Origin of the sequence: Lawsonibacter hominis (assembly GCF_014287895.1) — a bacterium.
GTDB classification, from domain to species: domain Bacteria; phylum Bacillota; class Clostridia; order Oscillospirales; family Oscillospiraceae; genus Lawsonibacter_A; species Lawsonibacter_A hominis.
The window spans coordinates 205,237-220,817 of the sequence record NZ_JACOPP010000003.1; the positions used below are offsets into that span (position 1 = coordinate 205,237).

At 63.0% G+C, this 15,581-nt stretch carries 10 protein-coding genes and 1 other annotated feature; of the genes, 4 read left to right on the forward strand and 6 right to left on the reverse strand.

What is annotated here, in order from left to right; genetic code table 11:
* The first annotated feature begins 5 nt into the window (after window positions 1–5).
* The 4 genes from H8S57_RS04055 to H8S57_RS04070 all read left to right on the forward strand — a co-directional run bounded on the left by H8S57_RS04055 (window position 6) and on the right by H8S57_RS04070 (window position 3,670).
* Complete coding sequence (locus H8S57_RS04055; RefSeq protein ID WP_186906796.1) at window positions 6–1,052, forward strand: branched-chain amino acid ABC transporter permease; 1,047 nt, start codon at window positions 6–8, stop codon at window positions 1,050–1,052.
* A gap of 19 nt (window positions 1,053–1,071) precedes the next feature.
* On the forward strand, window positions 1,072–1,893 hold the full coding sequence (locus tag H8S57_RS04060; RefSeq protein WP_243204679.1) for an ABC transporter ATP-binding protein: 822 nt from the start codon (window positions 1,072–1,074) through the stop codon (window positions 1,891–1,893).
* Window positions 1,894–1,900: 7 nt separating this feature from the next.
* Window positions 1,901–2,602, forward strand: a complete 702-nt coding sequence (locus H8S57_RS04065; protein ID WP_186906823.1) for an ABC transporter ATP-binding protein — start codon at window positions 1,901–1,903, stop codon at window positions 2,600–2,602.
* A gap of 228 nt (window positions 2,603–2,830) precedes the next feature.
* A complete protein-coding gene (locus H8S57_RS04070) occupies window positions 2,831–3,670 on the forward strand; it encodes a zinc dependent phospholipase C family protein (protein ID WP_186906798.1) in 840 nt (279 codons plus the stop codon).
* A 52-nt stretch (window positions 3,671–3,722) separates the two neighbouring features.
* On the opposite strand, the gene H8S57_RS04075 is transcribed toward H8S57_RS04070, so the two are convergent.
* The 6 genes from H8S57_RS04075 to H8S57_RS04100 form a co-directional block, all read right to left on the reverse strand.
* On the reverse strand, window positions 3,723–4,028 hold the full coding sequence (locus H8S57_RS04075; protein WP_186906799.1) for a TIGR04076 family protein: 306 nt from the start codon (window positions 4,026–4,028) through the stop codon (window positions 3,723–3,725).
* Window positions 4,025–4,834 (reverse strand): TIGR03915 family putative DNA repair protein, encoded by an 810-nt coding sequence (locus H8S57_RS04080; RefSeq protein ID WP_186906800.1) that lies wholly within the window; start codon window positions 4,832–4,834, stop codon window positions 4,025–4,027. Before H8S57_RS04080 ends, H8S57_RS04075 begins: the two co-directional genes overlap by 4 nt.
* A 44-nt stretch (window positions 4,835–4,878) precedes the next feature.
* Window positions 4,879–6,144, reverse strand: coding sequence for a putative DNA modification/repair radical SAM protein (locus H8S57_RS04085; protein ID WP_186906801.1), 1,266 nt, complete (start codon window positions 6,142–6,144; stop codon window positions 4,879–4,881).
* Between the two features lie 611 nt (window positions 6,145–6,755).
* Window positions 6,756–10,517 carry an S-layer homology domain-containing protein gene (locus H8S57_RS17855; protein ID WP_186906802.1) on the reverse strand — a complete coding sequence of 1,254 codons (3,762 nt, stop codon included), beginning with the start codon at window positions 10,515–10,517 and terminating at the stop codon, window positions 6,756–6,758.
* Window positions 10,518–10,936: 419 nt separating this feature from the next.
* Complete coding sequence (locus H8S57_RS04095) at window positions 10,937–13,321, reverse strand: valine--tRNA ligase (protein ID WP_186906803.1); 2,385 nt, start codon at window positions 13,319–13,321, stop codon at window positions 10,937–10,939.
* A gap of 41 nt (window positions 13,322–13,362) precedes the next feature.
* Window positions 13,363–13,580, reverse strand: a binding site (T-box leader).
* Window positions 13,581–13,811: 231 nt separating this feature from the next.
* Window positions 13,812–15,320, reverse strand: a complete 1,509-nt coding sequence (locus tag H8S57_RS04100) for a M23 family metallopeptidase (RefSeq protein WP_186906804.1) — start codon at window positions 15,318–15,320, stop codon at window positions 13,812–13,814.
* Window positions 15,321–15,581: the final 261 nt, after the last annotated feature.

Sequence of the window (15,581 nt, forward strand, 5' to 3'; positions counted from 1 at the left end):
CGGATATGAAACGACTGAGCAAGACTTCAAGGGCCAACGGTTTGACCTACGTCATGGTGGTCGCTGCCTTTGTGATCCTCCAGGCGCTGAGCGCAGGGGGCGGGCTGAGCTCCACCCTTCAGGGGCAGCTGGTGCCTATCTGCGCTTATGTGGTCATGGCCCTGTCCCTGAACCTGACGGTTGGCATTCTGGGCGAGCTCTCTCTGGGGCACGCGGGCTTTATGAGCGTGGGCGCCTTTGCGGGCACGGTGGCTGCGGTCAGCCTCCAGGCCGCCCTTCCCTCCGCGCCGGTGCGGCTGCTGGTGTCCATGATCGTGGGCGCGGGCTGCGCCGCCGTGGCGGGCTTCCTCATCGGCATCCCGGTGCTCCGCCTCAACGGCGACTACCTGGCCATCGTCACGCTGGCGTTCGGTGAGATCATCAAGAGCATCGTCAATAATCTGTACATCGGTATGGACGGCGTGGGGCTCCACGTCAGCTTCCTCAAAAACACCATGACCCTGGGCGAGGGAGGGCGCATGATCCTCAACGGCCCTATGGGGATTCCGGGCATCCAGAAGATCTCCACCTTCACCGCAGGCTTTCTCCTGATCCTGGTGGCTCTGATCATCATTTTCAACCTGGTGAACAGCCGGGCGGGCCGGGCCATCATGGCCATCCGGGACAACCGTATTGCCGCAGAGAGCGTGGGCATCGGCGTCACCAAGTACAAGATGATGGCGTTTGTCCTCTCCGCCGCGCTGGCCGGGGCGGCGGGCACGCTGTTTGCCCAGGGGCAGACCGCCGTCATCGCCACCAAGTTCGATTTCAACACCTCCATTCTCATCCTGGTCTTCGTGGTGCTGGGCGGCCTGGGCCGGATGTGGGGCTCCATCATCGCCGCCGCAGCCCTGACCATCCTGCCGGAGGCGCTGCGCGGATTTGCCACCTACCGGATGCTGGTGTACGCCATCGTGCTGATCCTGGTGATGCTGGCGACCAACAACCCCATGCTCAAGAGCTTTTTTGCCCGGATCATTCCCAAACGGAAGGGGGCCAGCGTTGATGGCTAAGAAATTTGACAAGCCCAAGATGGTGCCCGTGCCCAGCCACTCCATCATCCCCGAACGGGATATCGACAAATCTCCCATCCTGGAATGCAGCCATCTGGGCATCGACTTCGGCGGCCTGCGGGCGGTGGACGATTTCAACCTGACCATTGGGCGCACCGAGATCGCGGGACTCATCGGTCCCAACGGCGCGGGCAAGACCACGGTATTCAATCTGCTGACCAAGGTATACCAGCCCACCCGGGGCACCATCCTGCTGGACGGCATGGATACCTCCGGCAAGACCACCGTGCAGATCAACCGCATGGGCATCGCCCGCACGTTTCAGAACATCCGCCTGTTCAGCAATCTGAGCGTGGAGGACAACGTAAAGATCGGCCTGCACAATCAGGAGCCCTATTCCATGCTCTCGGGCATCCTGCGCCTGCCCAACTACTGGCGGCAGGAGAAGGCCGCCCACCAGCGGGCCCTGGAGCTTCTGTCCATTTTTGACATGCAGGATCTGGCCGGCGTAAAGGCGGGAGCCCTGCCCTACGGCGCCCAGCGGCGGCTGGAGATCGTCCGGGCCCTGGGCACCAATCCCTCCCTGCTGCTGCTGGACGAGCCGGCGGCGGGCATGAATCCTTCGGAGACGGCCGAGCTCATGGAGAACATCGTCAAGATCCGGGATACCTTCCAGATCGCGATCCTGCTCATCGAGCACGATATGAGCCTGGTCATGGGCATCTGCGAGGGCATCTGCGTGCTCAACTTCGGCCAGGTCATCGCCAAAGGCACGGCCGAGGAGATCCAGAACAACCCGGAGGTCATCAAGGCCTATCTGGGTACCCATAAGGAGGCGTAAGACGATGCTGCTGAGCGTACAGGATATCAATGTCTATTACGGCGCCATCCACGCGGTCAAGGGCGTCTCCTTCGAGGTGGAGGAGGGAGAGATCGTCACCCTCATCGGTGCGAACGGGGCGGGGAAATCCACCACGCTCCAGACCGTGTCCGGTCTGCTGCGCTCCAAGACCGGTTCCATCACCTTCCTGGGGGAGAACATCAGCGGCGTGTCTGCCGCCAAGCTGGTCTCCCGCGGCCTGGCCCAGGTGCCCGAAGGGCGCCGGGTCTTCCTCCAGATGACCGTGGAGGAGAACCTGGAGATGGGCGGCTTCACCCAGCCCAGCAGCACCATTGCCCCCGGTCTGGAGCGGGTGTACGAGCAGTTCCCCCGGCTGAAGGAGCGCCGCCGCCAGGTGGCGGGCACCCTTTCCGGCGGTGAGCAGCAGATGCTGGCCATGGGGCGCGCGCTCATGTCCAACCCCAGGCTGCTGATGCTGGACGAACCCTCCATGGGTCTGGCCCCCATCCTGGTGGAGCAGATTTTCGATATCATCCAGGAACTGAACAAGGGCGGAGCCACCATCCTTCTGGTGGAGCAGAACGCTCAGATGGCCCTCTCAGTGGCCCATCGCGGCTATGTGCTGGAGACGGGGCGTATTACCCTCAGCGGTCCCGGAAAGCAGCTGCTGGAGGATGAGGCGGTCAAGAAGGCCTATCTGGGCGGCTGATGGCCGGGATGCCGGCAGGCCGGGCGGCCTTCCTGCGATCAAATAAACGGAAAGGACCGTCGGCAGTTCCCCGGGCGCCGGGGAAACTGCCGACGGTTTTTGCTTCCCACGCTTGACGGCTGTGCTATAATGTCAGGTAGAGCAATCGCAGGGCGGCCTGCGCAGGGCCGGGATCAACCGCCGTTCTCCTGAGCCGCCCGGATCTGTAAGGAGGAACCAGAGCATACCATGCCCAATTACTATGCCCATCTGAAATTTGGCGGCAAGGTGCTGGAAGCGCTTCCGCAAGGGCTTGCCGACGCGATCGCCGCAGAGCGGGAGGCCTTCGACCTGGGGTGCCTGGGGCCGGACCCGCTGTTCTTTTACCAGCCGCTGCGCCCCAACGCCGTCCGGCGGGAAGGGGTACAGATGCACCGCCGCTCCGCGCTGCCCGCCGCAGAGCGGCTGCGCCAGGCGGTCGAGGAGGGCCAGCCGCAGGCCGTAGGCTACACGGCGGGCTTTCTCTGCCATCTGGCGCTGGACAGCGCCTGCCACGGCTATGTGGACGAACGGGCCGCCGAAGGCCCCATCTCCCACATGGCCATGGAGGGGGAGTATGACCGGATGCTGATGGAGGACGATGGATTGGATCCATGCGGCAGGGCCCATTTGCCGGCGGCGCCGGAGGACGGCGCGGTCTGGCAGGCCGCCGCCCGGGCCTTCGTGCATGCCTCGCCGGGGCAGGTACGGCAGGCCTATCGCGCCATGACCTTTTTGATCGGTTTTCTGGCCCGCTCCTGCGGAACCAAGCGGGGAAGGGTGATCGGTGCGGTGAGTCATATGCTGCCCATTCGCTCCGCCAAGGGCATCGCCTTGAAAGAGGAGCCGCACCCCTCTGCGGCGGAGAGCAACGCGGATTTGGACCGCCTGCTGGAGCGGGCGGTGGAGGAGACGGCGGAGCAGCTTGGGGCATTCTTCCGGGCCGTCGCGGCGGAAGAACCGGTCCCGGCCTGGTTTGACCGGGATTTCAAGGGCAACCCGCCCCATATCCCGAGCACCCTGCGCTGGCAGGAGGCCCACAGCGCGTAAGTACATTGCAAAGGGACCCGGCGCGGGGCTACCGCGCCGGGTCCCTTTGCAGCTACAGGGCCTCCAGCAGAAAGGTGACCGGACGGATGCCGTCGGTGCAGCAGACCACGCTGACCCCGTCCCGCTTTTGCCAGGGGGTGTAGGAGGAGCCGGTGGACAGCGCGGATACCGTGCGGTAGAGGTCGATCCAGGCCCAGGGACAGAAGCCTTCCGGCATCTCCGCCCCGCCGGTGTAGAGGAAGCGGTCCCCCTCCTGGAAGAAAACGCATGCGCACTCCTCCGGCGCGTCAGTCAGGAATTCGCTTGCGAAGTCCTCGTAGAGCTGTTTGCGTAATACGGTGATTTGGACCTGTTTCATCCTGTGAGCTCCTTTCGCGGCGGGGCGCCGGGTGGGCTGCCGCGGCCGTCCGGCGCCTCTGTTTGAAATTCCGTCATCGTGTTCCAATAGCGCTTGGGCATGTGGGTCATGCGGCATTTGGGATTATAACGCTCGGCAATGGCAATGGCGTCGTAAAACCGGCGCCACAGCTGCCGGTAGTCCAGCTCCCGCCGGTCGGGGACGCCGGCCTGAAACCCTTCCACCGGTACGATGTCCCACCGGCCGGGCCGGGAAAACAGGGCCTCGTGGTGGGTGCGGTCGTGGATGACGAAGGCTTCCCCGGAGCAGCGGGCGCAGAAGTGAGGCCGCAGCAGGGGCAGGACCCGGTTCTTGGGCTCAATCTCAGCCACAAGCACCCCGCCCTGGTCCGAAAAACGGACGAAGCCGCGGAGCAGCTGAGCCTCCCCGCACAGATGCTGGTCGGCCTTGCGCAGTACGGCAAGCCGGGGGTCGGTCAGCTCGCGCATGACCCCGCCGCCCCGTTCGTACCCCAGAGCGATGAACCGCCACAGATGCAGCTCCCGCTCCTCCAGGCAGGTGAGAAAGCTGCGATAGACCAGGCGCTGGGCGTCGGCGGAGATCCTGCGCGCCAGGGAGCGCCAGACCCGCTGGGCGTGGGCGCGGTCGGTCTCCACCGCCCGCTCCGGCCACAGGGAGAGCCGGGGGTCGGCGGGGGTGGAAAAGCAGACCGGGGCCTCTTTGTGCACGTAGCTTTCAAACACGCAGGACAAAAAACCGGCAAAGCTGCCGTCATATTGATAAGAAACCTGGGGCCAGACCTCCAATTGTGCGTCCTCCTTTTCGGGCGTGGGGCAACAAAACGCCCTTGTCAACGGGCGGCGTCAAAGAGCGAGAGCTGCTGCGGAGCCTGTTGGGCCAGCAGGCTCCGCTCCTGCTCCGCCAGATGGCGGAGCACCCCGTCGGAATTCACCCGCAGGCCCTCCAGCATCCGCCCGGAGCAGGTGAGAAAGTATTGGGCGCGCTTGAGCACCACCCCCAGGGTCTTGAGCCCGGCAAAGGTGAGCCCTCCGCAGCGGCGGGCGGTGAGGATGCGCTGGGCGCTGCGTACGCCGATGCCGGGCACCCGCAGGAGGGTCTCATAATCGGCCCGGTTGACCTCCACGGGAAAGCGCTCCATATGCCGCAGCGCCCAGGAGCACTTGGGGTCCAGGCGGGGATCAAAGTTCGGATGGGTCTCGTCCAGCAGCTCGGCGGCGCGGAAGTGGTAGTAGCGCAGCAGCCAGTCGGCCTGATAGAGCCGGTGTTCCCGCAGCAGGGGCGGCTTGAACTCCTGGCGGGCGGGGAGCAGGGCGCTGTCGGACACGGGCACATAAGCCGAGTAAAAGACCCGCTTGAGCTGATACTTCCGGTATAACCCCTCGGTCAGGCGGAGGATGTGCAGGTCGCTCTCGGGGGTGGCGCCCACGATCATCTGGGTGGACTGGCCCGCCGGGGCGAAGCGGGGCGCGTGGCGGTACTTGGCCAGCTCCTGCCGGGAGAGGCGGATGCCGTCCCGAATCTGTCCCATGGGGGCCAGAATGGCGGAGCGGGCCTTGTCCGGGGCCAGCCGGTTCAGGCTCTGTTCGCTGGGCAGCTCGATGTTTACCGAAAGGCGGTCGGCCAGCAGGCCCAGACGATAGGTCAGCAGCGGGTCGGCCCCCGGAATGGCCTTGGCGTGGATATATCCGGCAAAGCCATATTCCTCCCGCAGAATGCGCAGGGCTTCCATCATCCGCTCGGTGGTGCAGTCGGGGTTGCCGCTTACCGCGGAGGAGAGGAAAAGCCCTTCGATGTAGTTGCGGCGATAAAATTGGATGGTGAGCTCGGCCAGCTCCCGGGGGGTAAACGCCGCCCGGGGTACGTCGTTGGAGCGGCGGTTCACGCAGTATTGGCAGTCGTAGGCACATACATTGGTCATCAGGACTTTGAGGAGGGTGACGCACCGGCCGTCGGCGGAAAAGGAGTGGCAGCAGCCCGCCAGCGTGGTAGAACCCAACTGTCCCGGCCGCCCGGCCCGGTCCAGCCCGCTGGAGGTGCAGGCGGCGTCGTACTTGGCCGCATCGGCCAGAATGGTCAGCTTATCCAGCAGTTCCACCGGGGATCCTCCCTTCAAATTCGAACTGGTGTACGATTATTATATATCGAACATACGTGCTGGTCAAGGGACAGTTTTTGGGAAAAACCATGCAACGAACAGGAAAAAGTGGGGGCGTCCGGAAATGAGCTGGACGCCCCCACAGCTTGTCGAAAAGTCCTGGCAGCGTTCGCGCCCGTGCCCAAGCCTGCCGGGCAGGCGCAGAAATACCCTTGGGGTACAGGCGCGGATCCGGTCCGATCCGCTTTCCCGGGCGGCACAAGATGAATTGCCCTGCAGGGGCAGGAGCGGGTCCCCCGGGGGAGGTGCGCCGGAGAAAACACTTCCCGGCCCGTAAGCGTGGGAGCTGCCCGCCATAGGCGGACGGCGAGTGCGCGCAGCAGGCCGCAGCTCCTTCAGACAAGCGGCAAAAGGATGCAGGACGGACCGGGTTCGACTTCCTGCGAAAAGTCACCCGGTCCGTCCTGCGAAGGGGCCTTTTCAAGGACGTGCGCATTGAAAAGGCCGGATTCTGATTTTAGCCCGTCATCTTCGGATGACGAACTCTGCGCGGCGTTGTTTGCCCGGAAAAGCGGCTCTGCCGCCTTTCCGGGCGCCCCTGAGGGCTGCTGTCACATGGTCAGCACACGGTGGAGGATGGTGGCCATCTCGGCGCGGGTCAGGTAGCTGGTGGGATTCAGCATACCGTTGCTGCCCTTGATGATGCCTGCCTGGACCAGCGCGGACACGGCGCCCTGGGCGTAACTGGCCACGGAAGCGCGGTCGGAGAAGCCGCTCAGCGCCAGGGCGGTACCGTTGTTCATGATGCCGCCGGTGGCCTGGACGGTACGCTGGATGAGCAGCATGGCGTCCTGGCGGGTCAGGGGGGCGGTGGGCCGGAAGTTGCCGTCCCCGGTACCGGTGGCGATGCCCATCGACTTGGCTGCGGCGATGGCCTGGGCGTAATAACTGTTGGCGGGCACGTCCGGGAAGCTGGAGGTGCCGGCACTCTTCAGGCCGAAGGCGCGGTAGAGCATGAGCACAAAGTCGCCCCGGGTGATGTAGTTGGCGGGCGAATACTGCGTGGCGCTGGTACCGGTGACCACGCCGCCGGTGTACAGGAAGTCGACGGACGCGGCGGCCCAGCTGTAGTTCGTGCCCACATCGGTGAAGACGGCGGAAGAAGAGGCGGGAGAGACCACGATCTGAACGGCGCCGGAGTAAGTGGCGTTGTTCAGGTCGGTGCCGGTATAATTCAGGGTCACGGTGCCGGTGAAGCCGGCCTTGGGCACGAAGACCAGATCGCCGATGGAGGGGGAGCCGGAAGCGTTGTAGGCGGTGGTGGCGCTGGCCGGGCTGCCCGGAGTGGCGGGCGTCTTATAGCCGTTGTACAGGGTGCCGTAGGAGCTGTCCGGCAGAACGAACTTCACGAAGGAGAGCGCTGCGCTGCCCCGGGCGTTGCAGGCGGAGATGAAGTCCGTCAGGCGCAGGGACACCGGGGAGCTGTTGGAGGTATACCGGATGACAGTGGCCTCCTTAGGCGCGGAGTAGGTGATGATCACGTTGCCGGCGGCCTTTGTGCCGCTGGTGGAGACCGCCTCAAAGGGAATGGTCACGCTGCCGCTGTAGCCGTTGGCGGGGACGAAGGTAATGTAGTCCAGATAAGGCTTGGAGGTGCGGTAATACTTGGCGCTGCCGGAGACCTTGGTGTTGGAGTTGCTGCCGGCGGAATAGTCGTAGTAAAGCACGCCGCGGCTGGAGGAGGGAAGGTCGAAGGTGACGTAGCTCAGGTTGGAACCGGTCTCATCCTTACAGAAGTCGTTGAAGTCGGTCACCACAAAGCGGACGTTCTCGCCCACGGAGGCGGTGTAGGATACGTCGCCCGCGTTTTTGCCCACGTAGATCTTCAGGGTCCCGGTAAACTTGGTGCTGTTGGAGCTGTAGCCGGTAAAGGAAATGGAGACGGTGCCGGTGTAGTTGTTGGCGGGGACGAAGGTGACATAGTCCGCGTAAGGCTTGGAGGTGCGGTAATACTTGGTGTTGGAGGTGACCTTGGTGTTGGAGCTGCTGCCCGCGGAATAGTCGTAATAGAGCACGCCGCGGCTGGAGGAGGGCAGGTCGAAGGTCACATAATTAAAGGTGTAGCCCGTTACCGCCTTGCAGTAGTCGATGAAATCGTCCTCGTCCAAGCGGACGGCGGTGTTGGCGGCAGTGGAATAGGTGATGGCCTTGGCCTCGGCGCCCACCTTGACGACCAGCGTGCCGGAGAAAGACTTGTTATTGGTGCTCACGCCGGCAAAGGGGATCTCCAGGGTGCCGGTGTATCCGCTGGCGGGGACAAAGGTCACGTCGGACAGATAGGGCGTGGAGCTGCGGTAGAACTCGTCGTTGGAGTCCACCACGTATCCATACCGGCTGCTGGAAGTGTAATTATAGTACAGGCGGCCGTATTTGGTGGCGGGAGGCGTGAACCAGATGGATTCGAAGTTGTAGCCGGTCACATCCTTGCAGTAATCGTTGAAGGAGGCGTTGTCCAGCTGTACGGCTTCATCCACCGCGGTGGTGTAGGTCACGTCGCCGCTGCCGGAGCCGGCGCCCACGGAGACCACCACGGTCCCGTTGAAGGCGGCGCCCTGGGAGTTATAGCCGGTGTACTCGATGGTGACGGAACCGGTATAACTGCTCTTGGGGACGAAGGAGACGTAAGAAAGATAGGGAGAGGTGGCGGTGCGGTAATACTTCTTGCTGGCGCTTACCGTGCCGCCGTTGTTGCTGCTGTTGGTATAATTATAGTACAGGGTACCCCGGGTGCTGGAGGGCAGGGAGAAATAGACGTAATTCAGGCTGTAGCCGGTCAGACTGTAGCACACGTCGTTAAAGTCGCTGGCGTCGAATTCCACGGGGGTGTTCTCGTCGGTGGAGTATTTGACCGCCGTGGCCGTGCCGGCGCCGGAGACGGTGACGGTACAGGCCGCAGTATAGGTGCGGCCGTTAATGGTCACCTGGGCGGTGATGGTGGCGGAACCGGTGGCTCTGGGATAGAGGGTGCAGGAAGAGCCGGTATAGGTGCCGGTGTTGGTGGTGCTGCCCACCCGGATGACGTTGGAGTTGCCGGAACTCCAGCGTACGCTGCTGGCGCTGGAGGAGGGGACCGTGGTGGCGCGCAGAGAAGTAGTGCTGCCCATTGCCACGCTTACAGAGCTCTTGCTCAGGGTCAGCGGACTGACAACGGTGATGGTGGCATAGCCGGACTTGGAGCCGTCTGCGGTGGAGGTGGCGGTAATGCGCACGGTGGAGCCGACCGCGGCGTTGGCGTTGACCGTGACCTTGCCGGAGGAATCGACGGTGGCGACCGAAGCGTTGCCGCTGCTCCAGGTCACGGCCTGACTGACCGCAGCGGGGGCGACAGAGGCGGAAAGCGCAGTCGTACCGCCGGGGACGAGCGAGTAGGTGGCCGGAGTGACCGTCACGCCGGTAGCCGTACCGGTGACGGTGATGGTGCAGCTGGCCGTTTTGGTCGCATCGCCTGCTGCCGTGGCGGTGACCTTGATGGTGGAGCCTGCCGCGGCAGAGGAGTCCACCTTCACCAGCCCGGTGGAGGCGTTGACCGTGGCGGGACCGGAGGTCACGGCCCAGGTCACGGTTTGGTTTGCGCTGGAAGGAGAGACCGTGGCGGTAAGCTGCTGTGTGCCGCCCGGGGCGACGGAAGCGGAGGCCGGGGAGATCGAGACGCTGGAAACAGCGGCGGCAGAGACCGTGATGGTACAGGAATCCGTATAGCCGCCGTCTTCTGTGGTAGCGGTGATGATCGCCGTATCGCCGGCGGCCGCGCCGGAAGAGACGGTAACAGCCCCGGTACTGGAATTGACAGTGATGGTACTGGAATTACTGCTCCAGGTCACCCCTTGGATCGTAGCGTCCGAGGGTGCAAGAATCGCCTCAAGCGTAGCGGTTCCGCCGGCGGACAGGCTCATGGAGCCGGGGGCGACGGTAACAGCGGTCACAGATTTGCAGGTATAGGTGTAGCATGCATCAGTATGCGTGTGGTAGCATGCATCAGTGTGAGTATGGCCCTCAACGGCACCTGAGCCGACTTCCTTGCCGCAAGTGGGAGATTGGTTCATATCGCCATTGGGATAGCAGTCGGGGCTGTGCTCATGTCCTGGAACAGCGGCGTGTTCTTCTTGTCCGCAGATAATGACCCTGTTAGAGTTATCCGGATCGACGGGATAACCCTCCTTATACTCACAGTTCAGTGTTTTCGGGCATGCGTCTGTATGCGTATGCGTATGGGAACTGCTGGCCAGCGCGGCGGGCATCAGGCCCGCGACCAGGGACAGAGACAGAACCAGAGACAGGACGCGGGGCCAAAGCTTATTTGTCTGGGATTTCATGGCGGTACTCCTTCCATATCCTTTTGTTGCTATTGTATCGCAACCGGGCAAAAAGGTCTATAGATTTAAGACGATCGTAAGAAATAAAAAGTTTCCGTTTGGAAGCAATTACGCAAAATAAAATCCGGCGCGGGCCTGCCCGGAAAACGGCAGGCCCGCGCATCCGCTGGTCGAACGACTGAGACTCGCACAAGCGGGCGCACGCTTCCTGCACAAGGGGAAGCCCTCGGCAGGGGTTCGCCGCCGCAACGGCGCAATCAACGCTGAGACCGCATTCTCCGGCGGCATGCGCTTCGGAGAATGCGCTGCTGCGCCTGAACGCGCATGGGCTGTCCGCCAGCGGCGGACAGCCCGTGCGCGCAGCAGGCCCCAGCCATCTCAGAAAAGCGGCTCAACCGCTTTTCTGACCGCTGCGCTGCTTAATCGTGGTATTGGAACGCGATCTCCCTGGCGTGGGTGCAGGCGTTCAGATCGCCCATGCTCTGTTCGAACCAGCGCTTGTGGGAAGCGAGAGCCTCCACCTCCAGCCGGTCGATCTCATCCCGCATGGACAGATTGTGCTCGGATTTGTATTTGCGCATGGCGTCCAGCGCGGCCTTGAACTCCTCGCCGAAGCGGAGGATATCCTCGTCGGCCCGGTCGCCCTTCTCCCACTGGAGCAGGTGGATGGACGGCGCGCCCACAAACTCCTTCAGGCCCTTCTGGTAGATATATTCGGTGATGTGGGGCACATAGATGGCATAGAGCTTGAGGATGTTCAGCAGGGCGTAGAACACCGCGTACTGCCCGCTGCGGCGTTCGGCCTCGCCATGGATCTCGGGCTCGTACAGGCGGGACTTGACGATCTCGATATAGTCGTCGCACAAATCGTTCCAGAACAGCTCGTCGATCAGGTGGCGGGCCAGGCCGATCTCGTAGGAGTCCAGCAGCTCGGTGGCCTTCCGGGCGGTCTCCTGCACCCGCTCCACCATCCAGCGGTCGATGGGCAGCAGCTCCGGCCGGACGCCGGGATCAAAGTCGTGCAGGTGGGACAGGCAGAACTTGGAGGCGTTCCACAGCTTGGTCATAAAGCGCTTGGAGGAGTCCACCATGTCGTTTTGATCGAAGAAGGTGTCGGTGCCCAGCCGGGCGCTGGCCGCCCAATAGCGGATCATGTCGGCCGGATGGGTCTCCAGCAGGGACTTGGGCGTGAGCTTGGCGTTGCCCTTGGACTTGCTGATCTTTTCACCCGGCTTGGCCAGAACGAAGCCGCAGATCATCACGTCCTTCCAGGGGATGGTGTGGCGGTGGTAATAGCTTTTGACGATGGTATAGAAGGCCCAGGTGCGGATGATCTCATGGGCCTGGGTACGCATGGTCATGGGCACGAAGGGCTCCTCGTAGCCTGCGCCCCGGGCGGTGTTCTCGTTGATGACGGGGGTCAGGGAGGAGGTGGCCCAGGTGTCCAGCACGGCGGACTCGGGCACAAACTCGGTGCAGCCGCATTCACAGGCGCCGTGATAGGGGGTCTCCAGGGGGTTGACGGGCAGCTGAGACTCGTCGGCAAAGTGGGGCTTGCCGCACTTTGCGCAGTACCACACCGGGAAGGGAACGCCGAAATACCGCTGGCGGGAGATGCACCAGTCCCACTTCAGGTTCTCCACCCACATGCGGTAGCGGTTTTTCATGGAGGCTGGATACCAGTTGATCGCGTCGCCGGCCTTCAAAAGCTCTTCCTTAATATTGAGCACGTCGATATACCACTGCTGGGAGGGAATGATCTCCACCTCGGTGCCGCAGCGCTCGTGGATGGACACCGTGTGGGTCAGCTTCTCCGACTTGAGCAGCAGGCCCTTCTCGTCCAGCAGGCGGATGATCTCCTTCCGGGCGGCCCGGACGGAGAGGCCCGCGATATAGGGCACGTCCGCGGCGATGCGGCCGTCGGGCAGGATGACCTGACGGTAGGGCAGCTGATAGTCGTTGTACCAGTCCAGGTCGGTGGAGTCGCCGAAGGTGGCGCACATGACCACGCCGGTGCCCTTTTCGATGCTCACCCGCTCATCGGAGAGGATGGGCACCTCGTACTCATACAGGGGCACCGTGATCTGCTTGCCGATATAGGCCTTGTAGCGCTCGTCCTCGGGGTTGACGAAGACGCACACCACACCGTAGAGCAGCTCGGGCCGGGTGGTGGCCACCTCCAGGGTCTTGCCCTCTACCACGAAGGGGATATAGTTGAATGTGGAGTCGATGTCCTTGGCGTCCAGCTCCGCCTGAGCGATGGAGGTCTGGCACTCGGAGCACCAGAGGACCGGGGACTTCCTGAGGTAGGCGTGGCCCGCCTTGGCCAGCTCGATAAAAGAGCGCTGGGAGATCTTCTGCGCCTGGGCCCCCACGGTGGAGTACTGCAGGTCCCAGTCGCAGGAAAAGCCCATGGCCTTCCACAGGGCCTTGAACTCCGCCTCGTATTTTCCAGTGATCTCGATGCACTGGCGGCCGAACTCGCTGCGGGGCACGTTCATGGCCTTTACGCCGGTCTCCTTTTCCACCAGCCGTTCCGAGGGCAGGCCGTTGTCGTCAAAGCCGAAGGGGTAAAACACGTTGTAGCCGTTCATCCGGCGGTAGCGGGCGATCATCTCCGCCTGCGTATAGCTGAAGATGTGGCCGATGTGCAGGCTGCCGTTGACGGTGGGAGGGGGCGTGTCGATGGAGTAAATGGGCCGGGACTGGTCCGGCACGTACTTGTAGACCTGCTGCTGCTCCCACAGCTGCTGCATCTGGGGCTCGATCTCCAGCCCGTTATATCGTTTTTCAAATTCTTCCATAGTGACCTCCCAATCAAAATAAACGCCCTAAACTGCTGCCAGTTTAGGGCGAAATCAACTCCGCGGTACCACCTAAATTCGCGTGCCGGGACGGCGCGCGCGCTCTTGGGGGCGATAACGGGCCCCTCCCGATGGAGTCTACTGCAGTTCCTTCCATGGCTCCCGGGCGACTTGGGCGGCCCGCCTGCGAAAGCTCACACCCAACGCTTTCTCTCTGGGGCAGGAAAGACCGCTTACTACTCCCGATCCGTGCCGTTTTCCTATGATTTTCCGAATCGAACGGAGAAATGCTATCACATTTCAAATTGCTTGTCAAGAGCAGAACGCTCCCCCGCCGCGGCAGGCGGCGGGGGAGCGCAGACGGTCGAGCGCGCAAAGCCCATGCAGGAAGGACGGGGACGCTTCCATGGGAAAAGCCTCCGGCGGGGGCCGGCCCCAGACGGCCAAGAACATACGCCTGGGACGTTTAACTGCTTCAAGAAGCGGGGATTCAGCTCAGATAGGCCAGGGGATTGACCGAGGTGCCGTTGATCTTGACCTCAAAGTGGCAGTGGTTGCCGGTGGAGCGCCCGGTGGAGCCCACCCGGGCGATGGTCTGGCCCTGGTAGACGTGGTCGCCCGCCGAGACCAGTACGCTGGAGCAGTGGCCGTAATAGGTCACCTTGCCGTTGCCGTGGTTGACGATGACCAGGTTGCCGTAGCTCCAATTGCTGCCGGTGGCCCGGCCCGCGAAGGTCACGGTGCCGCCGTCGGCGGCGGCGATGCCGGTGCCGTAGGAAGCGGCGATGTCGATGCCGCCGTGATAGCTGTAGGAGCCGAAAATGGACCGGTAGCCAAAATAGGAGGTGATGCGCCCGTAGACCGGCCAGATAAAGTAGCCGTTGGGGTACCAGGAGGGCCGCACCTTGGTGCCCACCGCGATGACCTTGGTGGTGGCCTCCTGCAGCACCTGGGTGCTGATGATATCCCGCTCCTGCTCGCGGCCGTTGACATAGGTGATGTTGGCGCTGACCAGCGCTTGGCCGGGAACGCCGGGGTCGATCACACGGGATTCACCCTGGTACATGGAGTCGTCCTCCACCTGCTCCACGGGGCACTCCACGGCCTCGGTATAGGTGACGGAATCCACCGTCTGCACCGACAGGTAGGGGATCTCCTCCCGGACGTTGAGCAGCTGGCCGATATAGATCCGGTTGATGTCGATCTCGGGATTGAGCTGCTGCATCTCGCTGACGGTCATGCCGTTGTCCAGCGCGATCTGCATAAAAGTGTCTCCGCTCTGAACCTCATAGGTGGTCTGGCCGTTGGTGTTTTGGGTCAGCCGGGCCAGCATCGCGTCCAGATCCTGATTCACGTCGGAGGGGGTGTATTCATGAGAGACGACCACATTGGAGGTGAAATCGGCGGAGACGGTGTTTTCGGTCCGGTAGGGCGCCTTGATGGCGTCCAGCAGGGCGTCCAGGCTCTCCCGGTCGGCGGCTGCGCCGATAAACGTGCCGTCCACCTTGAGCACATAGCTCTTCATCACCGCGCCGATCTGGTCGAAGAGATAGGTCTCAAATTCGCCGGTGTCGGAAAGCTTCCCGCGCTCGGACAGGGCAAAGGTATAGCTCACCGTGCTGGGGATCTCATAATCATAGCCCAGAATGGTGGCGGCCCGGGCCTCCACCCGGTCCATCACATCCTCAAAGACCTGGGGATCGGACACGGTGCCCAGGGGCACCCCGTCCACCGACACTACGTAGCTGGGCGTGTAAACGGTGGCCACCACAGTGGCCACGCCCACCACGGCGGCCACAGCCAGAAAATTCAGCGGTGTGAAGAGCCGTTTTCCCCCTGCCGTGGCCTCGTCCAGCTTGTGCTGGAACCGCCGGGCGCCCAGCCGCACACGGGCCATGCCGTCCATCCAGGCGGCACGGTAACGCTCCAGCCGTTTTGCCAGGGGCAGGCCTGCCTGCTGTGCGTCCTCGTCCCGGGGCGCATGCAGAATATCGTCCATATGGGAATCCCTCCCGTTCGAGTGGTTTACATCAAGATCGATCCGGCACGAAAGCGCCGAATCGTAACAAGTTGAATAAAAAGATTACAAAAGGTTACAGAGTTTATGATACACGTTTTTCCCGGCACAGTCAAGCCCTTTCTGCCCTGGGGGAGGCGCGGCGGCCCGCGCCGGGCGGCAACACGACATCTTGTGGAGCCGGGGCGCGGAAGGGAAGCCGTACCCCCACACCCGCCCCGCGAGCCGGAAACGGCCGGAGGG

Coding starts and splice junctions, on each gene's coding strand:
- H8S57_RS04070 (WP_186906798.1), top strand. CDS start 2,831: ATGCCCAATTACTATGCCCATCTGAAATTTGGCGGCAAGGTGCTGGAA.
- H8S57_RS04100 (WP_186906804.1), bottom strand. CDS start 15,320: ATGGACGATATTCTGCATGCGCCCCGGGACGAGGACGCACAGCAGGCA.
- H8S57_RS04055 (WP_186906796.1), top strand. CDS start 6: ATGAAACGACTGAGCAAGACTTCAAGGGCCAACGGTTTGACCTACGTC.
- H8S57_RS04060 (WP_243204679.1), top strand. CDS start 1,072: ATGGTGCCCGTGCCCAGCCACTCCATCATCCCCGAACGGGATATCGAC.
- H8S57_RS04075 (WP_186906799.1), bottom strand. CDS start 4,028: ATGAAACAGGTCCAAATCACCGTATTACGCAAACAGCTCTACGAGGAC.
- H8S57_RS04095 (WP_186906803.1), bottom strand. CDS start 13,321: ATGGAAGAATTTGAAAAACGATATAACGGGCTGGAGATCGAGCCCCAG.
- H8S57_RS17855 (WP_186906802.1), bottom strand. CDS start 10,517: ATGAAATCCCAGACAAATAAGCTTTGGCCCCGCGTCCTGTCTCTGGTT.